15 protein-coding genes are annotated in these 19272 nt (G+C 38.0%); 6 read left to right on the top strand and 9 right to left on the bottom strand.

The window, feature by feature from the left end:
* Positions 1-104: 104 nt before the first annotated feature.
* Genes lpdA through pdhA form a run of 4 tightly spaced genes read right to left on the bottom strand, consistent with a single transcriptional unit; the run spans position 105 to position 4942 of the window.
* A complete protein-coding gene (gene lpdA / locus M3Z76_RS08395; RefSeq protein ID WP_293922429.1) occupies positions 105-1517 on the bottom strand; it encodes a dihydrolipoyl dehydrogenase in 1413 nt (470 codons plus the stop codon).
* Positions 1518-1521: 4 nt separating this feature from the next.
* The gene (locus M3Z76_RS08390; protein ID WP_293922427.1) at positions 1522-2826 is read right to left on the bottom strand and encodes a dihydrolipoamide acetyltransferase family protein; all 1305 of its coding nucleotides are present in this window, start codon (positions 2824-2826) and stop codon (positions 1522-1524) included.
* 19 nt (positions 2827-2845) lie between these two features.
* Positions 2846-3823 (bottom strand): alpha-ketoacid dehydrogenase subunit beta, encoded by a 978-nt coding sequence (locus tag M3Z76_RS08385; protein ID WP_293922425.1) that lies wholly within the window; start codon positions 3821-3823, stop codon positions 2846-2848.
* Between the two features lie 3 nt (positions 3824-3826).
* Positions 3827-4942 (bottom strand): pyruvate dehydrogenase (acetyl-transferring) E1 component subunit alpha, encoded by a 1116-nt coding sequence (pdhA, locus tag M3Z76_RS08380; RefSeq protein ID WP_293922423.1) that lies wholly within the window; start codon positions 4940-4942, stop codon positions 3827-3829.
* A gap of 588 nt (positions 4943-5530) precedes the next feature.
* Between pdhA and def the strand changes: the two genes are divergently transcribed.
* Both def and M3Z76_RS08370 read left to right on the top strand, forming a co-directional pair.
* Complete coding sequence (def, locus tag M3Z76_RS08375; protein WP_293922422.1) at positions 5531-6088, top strand: peptide deformylase; 558 nt, start codon at positions 5531-5533, stop codon at positions 6086-6088.
* 177 nt (positions 6089-6265) lie between these two features.
* Positions 6266-11380, top strand: coding sequence for an ATP-binding protein (locus M3Z76_RS08370; protein WP_293922420.1), 5115 nt, complete (start codon positions 6266-6268; stop codon positions 11378-11380).
* Positions 11381-11464: 84 nt separating this feature from the next.
* Here M3Z76_RS08370 and M3Z76_RS08365 read toward each other — a convergent pair whose 3' ends face one another.
* Positions 11465-12151: a response regulator transcription factor gene (locus M3Z76_RS08365; protein ID WP_293922417.1), complete on the bottom strand. Its 687-nt coding sequence runs from the start codon at positions 12149-12151 to the stop codon at positions 11465-11467.
* Positions 12152-12195: 44 nt separating this feature from the next.
* Positions 12196-12966, bottom strand: coding sequence for a Cof-type HAD-IIB family hydrolase (locus tag M3Z76_RS08360; protein WP_293922415.1), 771 nt, complete (start codon positions 12964-12966; stop codon positions 12196-12198).
* A 299-nt stretch (positions 12967-13265) separates the two neighbouring features.
* Between M3Z76_RS08360 and M3Z76_RS08355 the strand changes: the two genes are divergently transcribed.
* The 3 genes from M3Z76_RS08355 to M3Z76_RS08345 all read left to right on the top strand — a co-directional run bounded on the left by M3Z76_RS08355 (position 13266) and on the right by M3Z76_RS08345 (position 15458).
* Entirely contained in the window at positions 13266-13475 is a 210-nt protein-coding gene (locus M3Z76_RS08355; RefSeq protein ID WP_107837851.1) for a DNA-dependent RNA polymerase subunit epsilon, read from the top strand.
* A gap of 5 nt (positions 13476-13480) precedes the next feature.
* The gene (rnjA, locus tag M3Z76_RS08350) at positions 13481-15148 is read left to right on the top strand and encodes a ribonuclease J1 (protein ID WP_293922412.1); all 1668 of its coding nucleotides are present in this window, start codon (positions 13481-13483) and stop codon (positions 15146-15148) included.
* Positions 15149-15254: 106 nt separating this feature from the next.
* Positions 15255-15458, top strand: coding sequence for a hypothetical protein (locus tag M3Z76_RS08345; RefSeq protein ID WP_293922410.1), 204 nt, complete (start codon positions 15255-15257; stop codon positions 15456-15458).
* A 46-nt stretch (positions 15459-15504) separates the two neighbouring features.
* On the opposite strand, the gene M3Z76_RS08340 is transcribed toward M3Z76_RS08345, so the two are convergent.
* The 3 genes from M3Z76_RS08340 to M3Z76_RS08330 all read right to left on the bottom strand — a co-directional run bounded on the left by M3Z76_RS08340 (position 15505) and on the right by M3Z76_RS08330 (position 18515).
* Positions 15505-16161, bottom strand: a complete 657-nt coding sequence (locus tag M3Z76_RS08340) for a potassium channel family protein (protein WP_293922407.1) — start codon at positions 16159-16161, stop codon at positions 15505-15507.
* A 68-nt stretch (positions 16162-16229) separates the two neighbouring features.
* The gene (locus tag M3Z76_RS08335; RefSeq protein ID WP_293922405.1) at positions 16230-17894 is read right to left on the bottom strand and encodes an Imm51 family immunity protein; all 1665 of its coding nucleotides are present in this window, start codon (positions 17892-17894) and stop codon (positions 16230-16232) included.
* Between the two features lie 189 nt (positions 17895-18083).
* A complete protein-coding gene (locus M3Z76_RS08330; protein ID WP_293922403.1) occupies positions 18084-18515 on the bottom strand; it encodes a thioredoxin domain-containing protein in 432 nt (143 codons plus the stop codon).
* 198 nt (positions 18516-18713) lie between these two features.
* Between M3Z76_RS08330 and M3Z76_RS08325 the strand changes: the two genes are divergently transcribed.
* The gene (locus M3Z76_RS08325; RefSeq protein ID WP_293922400.1) at positions 18714-19259 is read left to right on the top strand and encodes a helix-turn-helix domain-containing protein; all 546 of its coding nucleotides are present in this window, start codon (positions 18714-18716) and stop codon (positions 19257-19259) included.
* The last annotated feature ends 13 nt before the right edge of the window (positions 19260-19272 follow it).

Genomic DNA, 19272 nt, shown 5'->3' with positions numbered 1-19272 from the left:
AAAATCGAACAGAAAGTGCCTTCTTTTTATTTTGAAAACCAATACGATATAAAAAACGTAAGTTTTTCAGTGCCCTCCAAAATTAGCAAAGGACTTTTTTTATATTATTTCGTTACGATATGGATTGGGTTGCCTAGTAATACTTCAGCAGCTTCCATTGTAATTTCACCTAATGTTGGGTGAGCGTGAATTGTTAATGCGATATCTTCTGCTGTCATACCAGCTTCGATTGCAAGACCCATTTCAGCGATCATATCAGATGCACCCGCACCAACGATTTGAGCGCCTACTAATAAGCCATCTTCTTTGCGCGCAACAAGCTTCACGAAGCCTTCTGTTGCATTTAACGCTAAAGCACGACCGTTAGCAGCGAATGGGAATTTAGCAGCAGTTACTTCTAAACCTTCTGCTTTTGCTTGCTCTTCTGAGTAACCAACTGTTGCAAGCTCTGGATCTGTGAAGCATACAGCAGGAATTGCTAAGTAGTCTACTACAGAATGCTCACCAGCGATTGCTTCAGCAGCAATTTTACCTTCGTAAGAAGCTTTATGTGCAAGCTGGAAGCCTGGCACGATATCTCCAATTGCATAAATGTTTGGTAATGAAGTACGGCATTGCTTGTCAACGTCGATTAAACCACGTTCACCGAATTTGATGCCGATTTCTTCAAGACCCATTTCATCCGTGTTTGGACGGCGACCTACTGTTACTAATACGTAGTCAGCTTCAACCGTTTTTTCTTCTCCGCCCACTTCATATGTTACAACAACGCCTGTGTCGCTTTCTTCTACACCTTTAGCTGATGCGCCAACTACTACTTCAACGCCTTTTTTCTTTAAGCCTTTTTTCACGATTTGTGTCATTTGCTTTTCGAAACCAGCTAAAATGTCTTTTCCGCCTTCGATAATTGTTACTTGTGTACCAAGGTTTGCATAAGATGAACCTAGCTCAGTACCGATGTAACCACCACCGATAACAATTAATTTTTCAGGTACTTCTGGTAAAGAAAGTGCACCTGTAGAATTAATTACACGCTTCGTAAATTTAAATGTTGGAATCTCGATTGGACGAGAACCAGTCGCTAAAATTGCGTTTTTAAATGTGTAAGTTTGAGCAGAATCTTCATTGATTACACGAACAGTGTTCGCATCAACAAAATATGCTTCACCTTTTACGATGTCTACTTTATTACCTTTTAGTAAGCCTTCAACACCGCCAACTAATTTCTTTACAACACCATCTTTGAAAGCTTGAGCTTTTGCCCAGTCAAGCTTCACATCTGTTGCTAGGATACCCATATCATCAGAATGTTTTGCTTGCTCAAAACGGTGACCTACAGAAATTAAAGCTTTTGATGGGATACAGCCAACATTTAAGCATACGCCACCTAAGTTACCTTTTTCTACGATTGTCACTTTTTGACCTGTTTGTGCTGCGCGAATTGCTGCTACATATCCACCAGGGCCTGCTCCTACGACTAGAGTGTCTAATTCGATTGGGAAATCTCCTACTACCATTATTTTACGCCTCCATTAATAATAAGTCTGGCTCACTTAGCAAACGCTTTAAGTAATTTAATGCATTTTGCCCAGTGGCTCCATCAATCATGCGATGGTCAAAGCTCAATGATAATGCTAACACAGGTGCAGCTACAATTTCACCATTTTTTATTACAGGTTTTTCTGTAATACGTCCAATTCCTAGAATTGCAACCTCTGGATGGTTGATTACTGGTGTAAACCATTGTCCACCAGCAGAGCCGATATTCGTAATTGACATTGAAGCACCTTTCATTTCTTGTGGTGCTAATTTACCTTCACGTGCTTTTACAGCTAAATCGTTAATTGAGTTTGAAATAGCGAATAATGATTTGCGATCTGCATGCTTGATAACTGGTACAAGCAAGCCTTTCTCTGTATCCGCCGCAATACCGATATTATAGTAATGCTTTTGAATGACTTCTTGTGTCGCATCGTCAAGCGAACGGTTGAATTCTGGGAATTCACGCAATGTGGCAATTAACGCTTTTACTACATATGGTAAGTACGTTAATTTCACACCTTTTTCTGCCGCCATATCTTTGAATTTTTTACGATGTGCAACAAGTGCTGTTACATCTACTTCATCCATTAATGTAACGTGCGGTGCTGTTTGTTTTGAATGTACCATCGCTTTAGCAATTGCCTTGCGAATACCTGACATTTTCTCACGTGTTTCTGGGAAATCGCCCTCTAATACGACTGGTGCAGCTTGTGAAGCTTCAGGAGTAGCTTCTACTGCTACTTCTTCTACTTGTGCTGATTCAGCAACAACTTCTTGTCCACCTGCTAAGAATTTCTCGATATCCTCTTTCAATACACGGCCGTTTTTGCCAGAGCCTACAACAGCATGAATGTCTACGCCTTTTTCACGCGCATATTTGCGCACTGATGGCATCGCAATAATACGTTTATTATCCTCTACTTTTGCTGTTTCTTCAACAGGTGCCTTTTCTACTGGTTGACCAGCTTCTGCTGTTGCTTGTACTTGTGCCTCTGTTGTAGCTTCGGCAGCATGGTCGTCACCTTTTAATTTTAAATCTTCATAGCCAGGTGCATCGAAGCGAATTAAAACATCGCCTACTACTGCTACAGTACCTTCACCTACTAATACTTCTTCTACAGTACCTTCGACTGGAGATGGAATTTCAACGACTGCTTTATCATTTTGTACTTCACATAAAATATCGTCTTCTTTTACTTGATCGCCAGCTTTTACGAACCATTTAACGATCTCGCCTTCATGAATTCCTTCCCCAATGTCTGGTAAACGGAAATTAAATGCCATATTTGTCACCCTCACTTCATTAGAATGTTAAAACTTTTTTCGCCGTTTCCATTACATCTTTATACGTTGGTAACCATACACCTTCTGCTTGTGGGAATGGATAAATTGTATCTGGAGCTGCTACGCGTAAAACTGGTGCTTCTAAGCTTAAAATTGCACGCTCTGTAATTTCTGCTACAACGTTCGCTGCAATACCTGCTTGTTTTTGCGCTTCTTGTACAACGACTGCGCGACCTGTTTTTTCCACAGAAGCGATAATTGTTTCGATATCTAAAGGCTGAATTGTACGTAAGTCAACAACTTCTACTGAATAGCCTTCTTTTTCTAATTCTTCTGCTGCTTTTAAGCTTTCATGTACCATTAAGCCGTATGCAATAATTGATAGGTCTTTCCCTTCACGCTTTACATCCGCTTTGCCAAGTGGAACTGTGTATGACTCTTCAGGCACCTCTTCACGGAATGAACGGTAAAGTTTTAAATGCTCTAAGAAAATAACTGGGTCATTATCACGAATTGATGAAATTAATAATCCTTTTGCATCATAAGGTGTTGATGGAATAACAACTTTTAAACCTGGTTGTTGTGCCATTAAACCTTCTAAGCTGTCTGAGTGCATTTCTGGCGTGTGTACACCACCACCGAATGGTGAACGAATTGTTACAGGCGCATTGTATGTACCGCCTGAACGATAGCGTAAACGAGCTAATTGCCCGCTAATTGAGTCCATTACTTCATATACGAAGCCGAAAAATTGAATTTCTGGTACAGGACGGAATCCTTCAAGAGCTAAACCGATCGCTAAGCCCCCGATTCCTGATTCTGCAAGTGGTGTATCGAATACTCGGTCTACACCAAATTCTTTTTGTAAGCCTTCCGTTGCACGGAATACCCCGCCGTTTACACCAACGTCTTCCCCAAATACTAGAACGTTCTCATCGTTCTGTAATTCGCAACGTAGTGCATCCGTAATCGCTTGAATCATCGTCATTTGTGCCATAGCTTATTTCGACTCCTTCTCTTTATAAATTGCATACTGTTCTTGTAAGTTATATGGCATTTCACTTGCATGCATATTTTCAATTAATTCCGTTACTTTTTGTTTCGGTGCTTGGTCAGCCAATTTAATCGCTTCTTTAATTTCTTCTTTCGCACGCTCAATTACTTCTTCCTCTTTTTGCTCAGACCATAAACCTTTTGCTTCTAAATATTTACGGAAGCGCACGATTGGGTCTTTCGCTGCCCACTCGTTATCTGTATCTGCTGTACGGTAACGTGTTGGGTCATCCCCTGCCATTGTATGTGGACCATAACGGTAACACATTGTTTCAATTAACGTTGGGCCTTCGCCGCGAACTGCGCGCTCACGTGCATCGCGTGTCGCTACATACACTGCTAATGGGTCCATACCGTCTACTAATACGCTTGGAATACCTGCTGCAATCCCTTTTTGGGCAATTGTTTTTGCAGAAGTTTGCAATTCACGTGGTGTTGAAATTGCGTATTGGTTGTTTTGTACGATAAAGATTGCTGGTGATTTGAACGCACCTGCAAAGTTGATTCCTTCATAGAAATCACCTTGTGATGAACCACCATCGCCTGTATACGTGATTGCTACTGATTTTTTACCGCGCTTTTGTAAGCCAAGTGCAACACCAGCTGCTTGAATGTATTGAGCACCAATAATAATTTGTGGAGCTAAAACATTTACGCCTTCTGGTACTTGGTTACCGATAAAGTGACCGCGGCTAAATAAGAATGCTTTCCATAAAGGTAAACCATGCCATACGATTTGTGGTACATCACGGTAGCCTGGTAAAATCCAGTCTTCTTTTTCAAGTGCAAAATGAGAAGCAAGCTGTGATGCTTCTTGTCCAGCCGTTGGCGCATAGAAACCTAAACGTCCTTGACGGTTTAAAGAAATCGAACGTTGGTCTAAAATACGTGTGTAAACCATACGTGTCATTAATTCAACAAGCTCTTCATCCGATAAATTCGGATTCGCTTCTTCATTAACGATTTCCCCTTCTTCATTTAAAATTTGGAACATCTGAAATTTATCTTCAATTTCATGTAACGTTGCTGTTGGATCAAATTTGTTCAAAATATTTTCACCCATGTGTAGTACAACTCCCTTTCAACTGTATTAAAAAATAATTAATAATTATTAGTACAACAAATTCTTCTCCTTGAGTATAAATAATAAAATTGTATCGGTCAATCATTTGTTATTCTTTATTAAGCACATTTCTTCATATTTCGACATCTAAAATGAAAACGCTCTCTCTGTTATACATTAGCAACTAATCTGTATTATAACAAATGACTAATTCATACGTATTTAGCTTTTAAACATACTGCTGAATACTTTGACCATTGTTTATCATGCGCTTTTTTCACTAAATCAATTACAGCTCAGATAACTCTCGTTCGAATTTTTTCAAGCTCGAAAAACTCCTCTTCTAAAATAGAGCGGTAAGTTTTCTAAGCTTGATACTTTTCATCAAAAATAAGCAATACTTCTGCGGTTACCCATCGCAAAACCCCTGACATCCGCCCAAGACTTTATCAGCATTCATCCCTCCACCTGTAGAAGTGGAGGGATGAATGCTGAATTCTAATAAATTCTGAGCTTTTGGCGTTGAACAGCTAGTGACATATTGTATACTGATAAAAGAGAGTTTAAATAGAGAAAGGAAGCTTTTTTATGATTTTAATGGAACATATTATACGTGAAGGTCATCCAATACTACGTACTCGTACTGAGGAAGTTGCATTTCCTTTAACTGCGGAAGACCGCAAATTAGCGGAGGATATGCTGCAATACTTAAAGAATAGCCAAAATGAGGAAGTTGCTGAAAAATATGGTTTACGCCCAGGCATTGGCTTGGCAGCTAATCAAGTAAATAGCTTAAAGCGCATGTTTGCCCTACATTTAACAGACGATAATGGAGAGCAATTTAGCTTTGTAGCAATCAATCCAAAAATCGTTAGCCACTCTGTTGAACAAACATATATTGAATCTGGAGAAGGCTGTCTTTCTGTTGATCGTGCTGTACCTGGTTATGTTCCTCGCTATGCACGTATTACAGTTAAATTTACAACAATAGATGGCGAAGAGAAAAAACTACGCTTAAAAGGTTTGTCTGCTATCGCCTTCCAGCATGAGCTAGACCATTTAAATGGCATCATGTTTTATGATCGTATTAATGAGCAAAATCCATTTGCTGAAATACCAGACGCAACGCCATTTATTCGAGAATAAGCGCTGTTGGAGCGTGTGTCCATCTCATTTTTTGCTGTTTAAAAATGACTTTCTAAGCAGCCCAATCAAAGTTGTTTGAAAAGGTACATATCTTTTCAAACAACTTTTTTTATTTAACCTAATTTTAACCTCTATCTTTTATAATAAAAAAAACATGGTATTTGGAGGTGTTGCACATTGAAAAATTATATTATTTTGCAAACAAATCAAGGTTGGCACTTACAGCGAATGTATATCGATAAATTTCATAATAGAATGCTTGTCAAAAGCATTCATCAAAATTCTGCTGAATATCGCGCTCGATTAAATTATGAGCTTGCTCTATTTGCTAACGATACGAGTCCTTGGCTATTAAAGCCTATTACGGTTGATTATATTGACCAACATTACGGACTCATTTATGAAAATTTCGATGGCATTCCTCTAATTAATTTTAAAAACATGACAATTTCGCAATTTTTGCAGGTAGCTATTGATTTAAGCAATATTTGTATTAGCTTGCATCAAAATCAATTATTATTTTTAGCGCTAAATCCATACCATATTTTAATTCAGCCTGAATCCTTGAAGCTAAAGCTGCTAAGTAGTGATATGAGCATCAAATATAATATAGGTACTCCGATCGTTATGAATAATACACAGCCACATTTGCAGCAGCTTCCATATTATGCGCCTGAGCAAACAGGAAGGTTAAATATAGCTATTGACTATCGTGCTGATTTATATGCACTTGGTGCCATTTTTTATCAGCTATTGAGTGGTGCACCACCATTTACAGGGCAAAATACCATCGATATTATTTATAACATTTTAACGAAAAAGCCTGCACAATTATTGGCAACACAGCACCAAAATACTTTTATTATTTGGCAAATCATTGAAAAATTACTTGAAAAAAATCCAAGTGCTCGTTATCAAAGTGCTGTTGGTTTAAGAGAGGATTTGCTTGCTATTCAAAAAGCTTTGCTTGCTGATGAATTGCTTGAGAATTTCACTTTAGGCACTGGAGATATCGCACTGTCTCCAACATTGACAAATAAGCTGTATGGTCGCGAGCAACATGTAGCAACACTGACTCATTTATTTGAGCAAGTGACGAGTGGTGACAAAAAATTCGCGCTTATTTCTGGGGAAGCAGGCGTCGGAAAATCCCAGCTTGTTTATGGACTAAAAGGAGAAATAGCGACAGCAAAAGGCTATTTTACCGAAACAAAATACAATCAACTGCAATTGGAAAATGATTTTGCTTCAGTTATTTTTCCGTTGCGTGATTTATTAAAGCAGCTTTATATGGAAGGTGAACATACTGTTAGTAGTTGGCGTAATCATTTTGAAAAAGGGCAACTGCATGTAACTTCAGATTTAGTTGTTTTACTGCCAGAGCTACGATGGTTTTATGATAACGATAGCATTCAAGATGAATATTATGATGATAGTAAGCAATTACAAGCCCATTTATTTAATAGTATAAAAAAAATATTGCGATGCTTTGCACTTCAGAAAAAGCCAATCGTATTATTAATTGATGACTTACATTGGGCTGATAAAAATACATTGCAGGCATTAATTGATATTTATGAGCAGCATCGTGAAGGTTATTTATTGTTCATTAGTACGTTGCGTATTAACGAAAAAAGTATAGCAGAGGAAAAGCAATTAAAGCTCATTCTCCCTTTTTATAAGCATATTGAGCTAACAGCATTGACAAAAGAAGACATTACGTTTTGGCTGCAAGAATCGCTTCATATGCAAACATCAACAATGGAGGAAATCGTCAAGCATTTAATGAACTTAACAAATGGTAACCCATTGTTCATTAAAGAAGCCTTTCGTTCCTTGCAGCAGGACAATACGATTTATTTGGATTTTGACTCAAAACAATGGAAATTCGATATCCAAAAATTTAACCAAGTTGCACTAAATTCTGAGTTATTGCTCTTTCTTGAAAATAAATTGGCAAATTTACAGAAGGATACGTTACATGTTTTACAAATCGCTGCTTGCTTAGGAGCTAAATTTGATTTTCATATATTGCGCAAGCTCGTTAACTTTACAGACCAAGAGCTGTTACAGCTACTTGATGCACTTATTACAACAGGCTTTGTTATTCCTTTAAATACAGATTTTAAATGGGCGAGTCAGCTTGAATTAGAGGAAGTGCTTTTAACGCACAGGTTGACGTTCCAATTCGTTCATAATCGCTTTCAGCAAGCTGCCTATAAAAGAATTCCCGAAGCACAAAAGCTTGAGCTACATTATCAAATCGGTCAGCTTTTTACAACATTACTTGATCATTCACAAGATAGCTATGAACTACAGGAAGTTGTGAAACACCTCAACTACTGTTGCTCATTGCTAAGCGAGCAAGAAAAATATCAGCTAGCAATCTGGAATTACCAGCTTGGTGTGAGCACTAAAAAAGTTGGGCTTTTAGAAAATGCGCTCTATTTTTTAACAATCAGTCGAGATTTACTTCCGGCAAATTGCTGGCAAATCATGCGTAAAGAAGCATTGGATATTTATATTCATCTAGGAGAATGTGAATGCTTGCTGGGACAAATGGAATCATCCGATAAACATTTATCAGAAGCCCTACTCTATTGTGAAACACTGCTTGAAAAGCTAACAATTTATAATTTAAAAACATGGCTTTATATTGAGACAGATGATCCACATACTAGCATTCAAGCTGGTTTAACAGGCCTGGCAGAAGCCAATATGCAAATTCCAGCACGCCCTAACAAGCTTCAAGTATTGAACGAACTAATAAAACTACAGCTTGCTTTACGCGGCAAGTCAGACCAACAATTGCTAACTGCTTCAAGCCTTGAAAACAAGGAAATTGATATTGTCACTCAAATATTAATTAATATGGTTGCAAGCACTGTAAGGGTCGACTCTAATTTATCAGGCTTTGCTTTAATGCGTGCATTTCGATTGCAATTAAAGTATGGGCTTGGCGCAAAGGGTGGCATTATTTTAATTAATTATGCCATGCTGCTAAATTCAGGCTTTGGCAATATTAAAGAATCGATTCACTTTAGCCAGCTGGCAATCGAAGTAGCTGACAAGCAGGACAGCATTTATATAAAAGGGCATGTCTACTATGTATACGGCTTATTTATTAGCCATTGGACAGATTCATATGAAACGAGCATCAATTATATGAGCAGGGCACAGCAATATTGCCGTGAAATTGGGCTCCATGTAATTGTAACAACCGCCTCCTGCTTTATCTTTGTTGCACAGCTTATTCGTGGCACAACCATCTCCAATTTGCAGCAGGAAATCAAGCAGCAGGATGAATTCTCATTAAATGCAACGCCTTTAACAATTGATTTTTTAGCAGAGATGGCTTTATGGATGAATGTATTGCGTGATCCACATCACCCGATTGAATGGTCCTATCCATTCACGATACAGGATCAGCCTATTATTAAAATGATGCATTATTCAGTTCGCCTGCAAATGTCCTTTTTACTTCATAATGAGCAGCAAGGGTTAGCTGTATTATCGTTAATAAGCCCTATTTATAAAGAGGTTTTCGATTTGCCTGTTACGACGCTTTATTATTTTTATCGTGCATTATGGCAATTCAATTGGCTGCATCAGCAAAAAGGGAGCCGCCACGAGCAAAAGGTATATCGTGCAGAAATTAAAGAAAGCATGCAGAAGTTTAAAAAATGGGTAAAATTCGCACCACAGCACTACGAGCATTTATATTTACTGCTACTTGCTGAAGACTACCATCTTCATCATGAGGATGACAAAGCAAAACTTTATTATGATCGTGCAATACAGTTAGCAAAAATGCGCCATTTTATACAAGATAGCGCCATTGCTTATGAGCGTGCAGCAAACTACTATAAAATGAAGGACGATGATCTGACAGCTCTTTATTACAGCAGGCAGGCTATTCAAGCAGCTCGCCAATGGGAGGCAGAAACAGTCGCAAAGTATTGGGAGGTGCAATACGCTGTTCATAGTATGCCAATTATAGAGCAGCAAAGCTATTTAAATAGTAGCTTTGAAATGATGACTGTGTTAGAAACTGCGCAATCCTTTGCAAAGGATATTCAAATGGAACGCTTACTGCACAATATTTTATTTTCATTATTGAGGCATGCTAGTGCAACGGTAGGCTACTTCATTCATAAACGCGCTGACGAACTTATTGTTTTAGCAAAGGCAGAGGCCGATAATACGATTTTTGCCACATATGAGCAGCAGCAGCTAGAGCAATTTCATGAAAATATGCAGTCTATTGTGCGGTACGTTATACAAAGTGAGGAGCCTTGTATTATTCAAAATACGAAAGTGCCAAATGCATTATTGCGCACATCCTCAGCAGCTAAGTCGATTTTATGCTTGCCAATCCATCATAAGCGTGAAATTATCGCAATTTTATATTTAGAAAATACAGTCACAGCAAATGCCTTTCATGCTACACATATCGATTTGTTAAAAATGCTTTCTACACAAATTGCCATTTCCATTGAGAATGCTCAAATTTATGAGGAGCTTGAGCAGCATGTGCAGGCACGTACAAAGCAAGTTGATGAAACAAACCAGCATTTGAAAAAAGTAAACGAGCAATTAGCGCAAAATGAGCTAGAGCGCAAAAAATTATTGCATAGTATTTCTCATGAATTGCGTTCACCTATTACTTCTTCTCTCGGTTATATCGAGCTTATTTTAGATGGTGTTATTACAGAAGAAGAGGAGAAAATAAAATATTTAACACGCGGTAAAGATCGACTGCTTTCTTTAAATGTGCTGATTCAGGATTTATTTGATTTAGCTAATTTAGAATCTGGTAGAGCTGAATACCAATTTAGCAAAATTAGCGCAAAGGAGCTGTTCCAGCAATTTGAGTTACGCTATGAGCATGAAATTAAGCAGCTCGGCTTGCAGTACAGCGCCAATTTTTATGGTTCTCCATACGCGCAGCTACTCGTCGATACTGCACGTATACAGCAAGTATTTGAAAATATTATGTCAAATGCTATGAAATATACGAAAAAGGGGAGCATTGAATTAGCAATTTACACAAATGATGAGCATTTCATTTGTTCAATTAAAGATAGCGGTATCGGCATACCTACAAAAGACATACCGTTTATATTTGATAGCTACTACAGAGCTTCCAATTCAAACATTAAAAATTCACACGGTCTCGGTCTTGCCATTTGCCAGCAAATTATTTCACAGCATCAAGGAGAAATTAGCGTAACAAGCACCGAGCATAGTGGCTCAACCTTTATCTTTACATTACCATTGTTAAAGGATTGACAATAAATTATTTTCTCATAAGAAAAACCCGAACAATTTTTTTTCAGAAAATTGTTCGGGTTTTATAACATCATTTACACACTATTAATCTTTATTACTAAAAATATAGCCAAAGCCTCGCACTGTTTGTATATACTTTGGCTGTGAAGGATTATCTTCAATTTTTCGACGCAATGTGCTCATATGCACAGATAAAGTTTTCGCATCTGCTGTGCCATCAAAGCCCCAAGCGTGATTAATTAATTGCTCTACACTAAGCACTTTATTTATATTTTCGATTAAGTAAAATAGCAGCTGTCTTTCCTTTGTAAATAAATTGACGAGCTGCCCTTCTTTATAAACCATCTTATCATCTATATGCACTTCTAGCTGATCTAGCTTTATAATGTGCTGACTTGCTGTTGCCACTCTTCTTTTCAAATGCGCCTGTACACGTGCCACGAGCTCTTTTGGAATAAAAGGCTTCGTAACATAATCATCTGCCCCTACCTCAAAGCCGTGCAATTTCTCATCAATAAGATGGTTTACAGTTACAAAAATAATAATAGCATCTGATATTTCCCGAATTTTTTTAGCTAACTGAAAGCCGTTTCCATCAGGTAAATTGACATCTAATAAAATTAAATCTGGCTGTTTTTTTGCTACAGCATCCCAGCCTTCTTGGAAAGTTGTTGCTCGTGATACTATATAATTTGCACTTTTCATCGATAAAGCTAATACTTCCATAATATCTTCATCATCTTCAACTATTAATATTTTCTCACCCGCCACCTTCTCTTTTCCTTCCTCTCATTGTTTATATACATCTCTGTTCATTAGACAAGGCCTAATTCCTTCATTGCTTTCGCTAAGCCGTCATCATCCACATGTGGTGCCTGTACATCTGCTACTTCTTTAGCTTGTGCGTGACCATTGCCCATTGCAACACCGATTCCTACCGTTTGCAGCATTTCAATATCATTTAAACCATCGCCAAAGGCAATTGTATCTTCCATTGCTATGCCGATTTTTTCAATTAACTTTTGAATGCCGCGTGCCTTTGAGCCTCCTTGTGGTAATACATCACATACTTCCGCATGCCAGCGCACAAATTGTGCATCTGGGAATGCTTTCATATATCCAGCTTCCTCATTCTCTCTCATGAAAACTAATGTTTGATAAACCGGATGACTTTTATAATAATCAGGCACAACTTGTGGATACGGACAATCCAATGTCTCTAAGCTACAACGAACTCCCTCATGCTCTGGCATGGAAGCAATCATTTGCTTTTCATCAATAAAAACAAGTGGATGTCCTTGTGCTGAGCTAAATGTCACAAGCTCATCTAAACGCTCATTGCTAAGCCCATCTGAAAAAATAACCTCACCTTTATAGACAACATATTGCCCGTTTAATGTGACATATGTATCAATGTCAAGCTCATCTCGCAATTCCTCAATCATGTATGGAGCACGCCCTGTTGCAATCGCGATTTCATAGCCGTTAGCACGCGCTGCTAATATAGCCTCCTTTGCAGAACTAGGAAGCTTTTTATCACTATTATAAAGCGTGCCATCTACATCAAAAAATAAAATTTTTTTCATATCTATTCATTCTCCTTTACAAAAGTCAAAAAATTCAGTATAATTTTCTCAAGGAGTGATGTGCCATGCTGAAACGGCTCAAAAAGAAATTGTTGAAACGATTAAATGGCGTCCTCGGAAAAAAATCAATTGCTTAAGCCCTTCTTTTGGAGGGCTTTTCTTTATTTTAAAGGAAACGCATGATAATATAAAGGAAATGCATTTATTTTCTATTTGTTATATAGACATTTCAGACATGTTATCATCCATTTAGATTATTAAGTGCAATAATAATGTACGTAATTAAAAGGAGAGTCCATATGATTTACAAAGTTTATTATCAAGAAAACAAGCATGAAACTCCAGTTCGCGAAAACACTAAAACACTTTATGTAGAAGCTTCTTCAGAGCGTGAAGTACGCGCCTACTTAAAAGAACGAAACTATAATATTGAACTTGTTCAACTTTTAGAGGGCAACTATCTAGAATATGAACAAGCGAGTCCAAACTTCCGTCTGGAGAACGCATAATATTTATGAAATTTGTTAAAAATGATCAAGCGGCTGTTTTCGCACTCGGCGGACTGGGTGAAATCGGCAAAAACACATACGGCGTTCAATTCCAAGATGAAATTATTTTAATTGATGCAGGTATTAAATTCCCTGAAGATGATCTACTAGGAATTGATTATGTAATTCCAGACTACACATACTTAGTACGTAATGTTGACAAAATTAAAGGCTTATTTATTACACATGGACATGAGGACCATATTGGTGGCATTCCATACTTATTACGCCAATTAAATGTTCCTGTTTATGGCGGCAAATTAGCGCTAGGCCTACTTCGCAACAAGCTAGAAGAACACGGCTTATTGCGTACAACGAAGATGATTGAAATTAAGGAAGATGACATTATTAAATTCCGAAAAACGTCAGTTAGCTTCTTCCGTACAACACATAGTATTCCAGATGCATATGGTATCGTTGTTAAAACGCCACCTGGCAATATTGTGCATACAGGGGATTTCAAATTTGACTTTACGCCAGTTGGTGAGCCAGCAAACTTAACAAAAATGGCGGAAATCGGTCGCGACGGTGTACTATGTCTATTATCAGATAGTACAAATGCTGAGGTGCCAAACTTTACGATGTCTGAGCGTAAAGTGGGAGAAAGCATTGACGATGTATTCCGCAAAGTTGGGGGACGCATTATTTTTGCGACATTCGCATCGAACATTCATCGCTTGCAGCAAGTAACAGATGCAGCGGTAGCACACGGACGCAAAATTGCAGTATTTGGTCGCTCTATGGATAATGCCATTACAATCGGCCGAGAGCTAGGCTACATTTCAGCTCCAAAGGAAACTTTTGTTGATGCAGGTAGCATCAATCGTTTACCAGCCAACGAAGTGTTAATTTTATGTACAGGCTCACAAGGTGAACCAATGGCAGCATTATCCCGTATCGCAAACGGTACACATCGCCAAATTCAAATCCAGCCTGGTGATACAGTTGTTTTCTCATCATCACCAATTCCTGGTAACCAAATTAGTGTCAATAAAATTATTAACCTACTATATCGTGCAGGAGCGGAAGTCATTCATGGCTCGCTTAATAATATTCATACTTCTGGACATGGCTCACAGGAAGAGCAAAAGCTAATGCTTCGTTTAATGAAACCGAAATTCTTTATGCCAATCCATGGTGAATATCGCATGCTAAAAATGCATACACAGCTTGCAGAGGATTGTGATGTGCCAATCGACAATTCCTTTGTTATGGAAAATGGTGATGTGCTAGCATTAAGTGCAAATGAAGCGCATGTTGCAGGTCGTATTCCATCAGGCGATGTTTATATCGATGGCAATGGTATCGGTGATATCGGCAATATCGTTTTACGCGACCGTCGCATTTTATCTGAGGAAGGTCTTGTTATCGTTGTTGTTAGCATCGATATGGAAAAGCATAAAATGGTTTCAGGTCCAGATATTATTTCACGTGGCTTCGTCTATATGCGTGAATCAGGCTTAATGATTAATGAAGCACAAAAAATGCTTAACCAGCATTTAAATCGCACAATTCAAGATAAGTCCATTCAATGGGCAGAGCTAAAAAATGAAATTACAGATGTCTTAGGTCCATATTTATATGAAAAGACAAAGCGTCGCCCAATGATTTTACCAATCATTATGGAAGTATAAAAAATAAGGCTGTTCGAATCGTAGGCTAATGCCTAACATTTCGAACAGCCTTTTATGTTTAATATTTTTTATTTCGGTGAAACATATAATAGAGAGGTGATAAATTATGAAGCAAGATAAACCATTTAAAACGAGACATTTGCATAATCCTGATGTGTTGGATACGGAAAAAGAAAGCATTTTCGATATGCATGAAGATATGAAAACAGTCGATGCGATTCCTGTTGAGGAGCTAAACGAACAAGTTAAAGATGAACGCCATAAACATCATACTAAAAATACTTCCTCTAGCGAAAAGCGCTACGAATAGAGGGAGATCAGCATTAGCTGGTCTCCCTCTGTCTTTTGCTATACTCCTACAATGCTTTTTTTACAAAACGATTAATATCCACATCTGCACCAATCACTAATAAAATATCTCCTAATAAAATTGGATCTTGTGGAACAGGGGAAACGATAATGGTTGCGCCCCTTTTAATGCCGACAATATTGATACCATACTGCGCACGAATATCAAGGTCAATTAAGCTGTGTCCTGCAATTTTATCGCTCGCTTTAATTTCCATAATGGAATATTCATCTGATAACTCCAAATAATCAAGTACATTTGTTGACATCATGTTATTGGCAATACGTATCCCCATATCACGCTCTGGATGAACGACGAAATCTGCACCGATTTTTCTTAACACTTTTTCATGGTAGTCATTTTGCGCCTTCACCGTAATTTGGGGAACGCCATGCTCCTTTAAAATAAGCGTTGTTAAAATACTTGCTTGAATATCCTCACCGATTGCGACAATAATATGCTCAAAATTCCATAAACCGAGCGATTTTATGACCGCTTCATCTGTCGTATCTGCCACAACTGCCTGTGTTGCAATGGAAGCATATTCATCTACACGTTCTCTTAACGTATCAATTGCCATTACATTTGCACCGAGTGAAACTAACTCTTTTACGATACTCCCACCAAAGCGCCCTAATCCAATTACTACAAATTCCTTTTTCATCTTTTTCGCCTCCAACTCTGCTGTCAACAGTGTAACGTAATGGCTCTAGCGAAGTAAAGCTTGATCTATTAATCCAATATCGCCCTAGAAAACAAGTCGTAAATTAATTTATCATCTTCACATGTATGCTTAAATCCAATAGCAAATTGCAGCAATGCTTCCCTTTCATGAGAGTAGGCACAAAACATGTCTGCCTCTGGGTCGAAACGCACAACACCTACTAGCTTAGGCAGCCTCTCTTGCAAATAAACATCCGCCAATGAATACCAATCATAGCCACTCCCTTGAAATCCTTCCTCTGCTCTTGTTTCAAATAACTCCGCTTTATAAATTCCTACATTTAAGATAAGTGAAATATTTCCGCTATCATGTTCTACCAAACAAAATGGTTTTAGCTCCTCTTTCAGCATTTGGACATGTAGACTAGTCAGCTTTTCTGCTGTGAAGCTAAGCCCTCCATCCTGATTTACGATTTCACCTTGCGCTATTCGTTCCTCTAGCCAGCTTGAAATAAAGCCTGGGGCATATCCTCCTGTGCTGAAACCTTGTGCAAGTGCAATAATGTTTTGATAGTCTTCTAAATATTGCACTTGTGTTACCTCTGAGTTCGCATTTGTATACAGCCAAAATTGGATATCATACATCAGCATAGATAGCTCATCCGCATGTAAAGCAAAATAGCCTTTATCCTCTACAATTTGGGTGCAAATCCCTCGAATAACTGCCTCTATGCGCTTGCCCTCTCCTGTTTTCTCGCATAATGACTGCAATAATGGTGAAAAGGGTGCATACTTAATATTATCCAAATCGTCTAGTTTATCCTGTTCTGATGTATCAAATACTTCCTCATTAACTAATCCTACAATAAAGGACGCAAAGTTTGGGGCAAGGAATGTAATATAGTAATCATCCTCCTGATCTACATGTACAACAGCAGGCTCACCATCTTTCCCACAAAAACGATAATCAAGCATAATGACATCATGACCTGCTGATGGGCAATCGGCTATGACGACACCAATAGCTGGATAGCCCCATTCCTCCAACATAAAATTGCTCCCTAAATCGCCACACAAGCTATACGTTTTTTCTCGACCAATACCCATAATACCTGTAATTGCCACATGGTTCTCTGCCCATGAGGTTGGCATAGCAGTTGGATAGCAAGTATTTACTGGTATGCCGCCATTTTGCTGCTGCATAAACCAAATATAATCCCCAGGCAATTTATAGCCAAGCTCTTCCTCAATAGAAGTAATCATTTCAGCAGTAGGCGCTGCTTCTACATAATTTTCATTTGCATAATCACTTTTCTCCCAAAATTGACTAAAATCACGCGTACGGAAAGGCACACGTTGAATATCTTCTGTTAACTGCTCTATATCGTTCATAATATTTTGACAATAAATAATATACGCCTCTGCTCTATCATCAAATCGTAATTCCTGCGCTCTTTTAAAGGAAGTCAGTGCCTCTTGCCATTTATGCATAAAGAAATAAGCATAGCCAACGCGCCAATGCCAATCTGCATCTTGTTGCCCTTGTTCTTTAAACACCATTAATTGTTGTAATGCTTCTGCGTATCGTCCTAGATTATTAAGTGCACGCCCATAGTGTCCAACTATTTCATAATGTCGCTCTAACTCAGGTAATTGTTCAATCGCTTCTACAATTTGATTATGCTGATGTTCTTCATACCAATGCTCTAGTTGCCTTACTAGCTCTTTTGACATAAGGTCACTCCTCTATCTCATTTTCAGTTTCTATAAAAATTATAATCTATTCCTCCTTTAAAAACAAACATACATTCCCTTTTTGTGAAATAAAATAGACTTGTTTGAAAAAGGATTATACTTTTTCAACAAGTCCTAATTTTTGGTTGCCATTGAGCGACTCACTACTTTTGTTTACAAGCGATTTCGTTATTGCATTTCTCTTGTTAAATATTGTATTTTATTTTCAATTAAGCGCATACTTCCTGCAATTTGAATATGACGTAATTGCTGCTGCTTGTCAAAAATATAATAGGCTGGTACAAAGCGAGGATTATAAATATTTGTTAAATGCTTATTATGATCTAAAAAGACAGCTTCTCTCATATCAAATTGGCGTACGGCTTCCTTGACTGTTGCTAGCTCCTCATCTTCAGGTAGTCTAGGCATATGCACCGCTACTAATTCAACCTCATAATTTTTAGCAACAGAATAAAGCCTTGGTAGCAGCTCCTTACATAACGAACAGCTCACTGACCAAAAATGAACAATTGTCAGCATGTTTAAATCACCTTTTCTAATTTTTCGATTTAGCCACCCTGTTGCGCCTTGAAACTCTGGCATTGTTTCCTTCAATTTCATTGTTATCTCCTCCTTCTTTACAATATGTCAGTACAGGGGAAAATTTGCGCTAAATTGTTTGTAAAAACTTATAAAAACACTTGTTTTTTAGACAAAAGAATGTATAATTATCTATGTTTTTGTAAACTTAAAGTTTTGTAAAAGTAAACTTTCATAACTCGCAGTTTAAAATTACTAAACTTATAAGGAGGCAAAGAAATGCAAATTGGTATGAAAATAAAGGAGCTCCGACTAAAAAAAGGGCTTACCCAAGAGGAGCTTGGCGAACGTACAGATTTAACGAAGGGCTATATTTCACAGCTGGAACGTGATTTGAACTCCCCTTCTATCGAAACACTATTTTCGCTTTTAGAGGTGCTTGGCACAACGCCAAAACAATTTTTTGATGATGAGAAATGGCAAAATAAGCATGTTGTTTTTACAGAGGAAGATCGCACTAGCTTTACAGATAATGAAAAGCAATATGAAATTGAGTGGTTAATTCCAACATCGAACGATAAAGAGATGGAGCCTGTCTTTTTAAAAATTCATAAGGGAGGCGCATTTAAAGCCTTTGAACCATCGCTTGCTGAAACGTTTATTTATGTATTAAAGGGACGCATTCGTGTCGTCATTGGAGATGAAGCCTATATCGCAACAGAAGGACATTCTGTTTATTATGATGCTATATCCAATCACCAAATTTTTAATGTATATGACGGGACAACAGAATTGTTGCTTGTCGCTACGGAATCTTACTTATAGTTTAGGAGGCTTG

The organism is Metasolibacillus sp., from assembly GCF_025291715.1.
Lineage (GTDB): Bacteria > Bacillota > Bacilli > Bacillales_A > Planococcaceae > Metasolibacillus > Metasolibacillus louembei.
The sequence above is the reverse complement of the archived record's forward strand: the minus strand, read 5'-3'. Positions and strand labels throughout refer to the sequence as shown.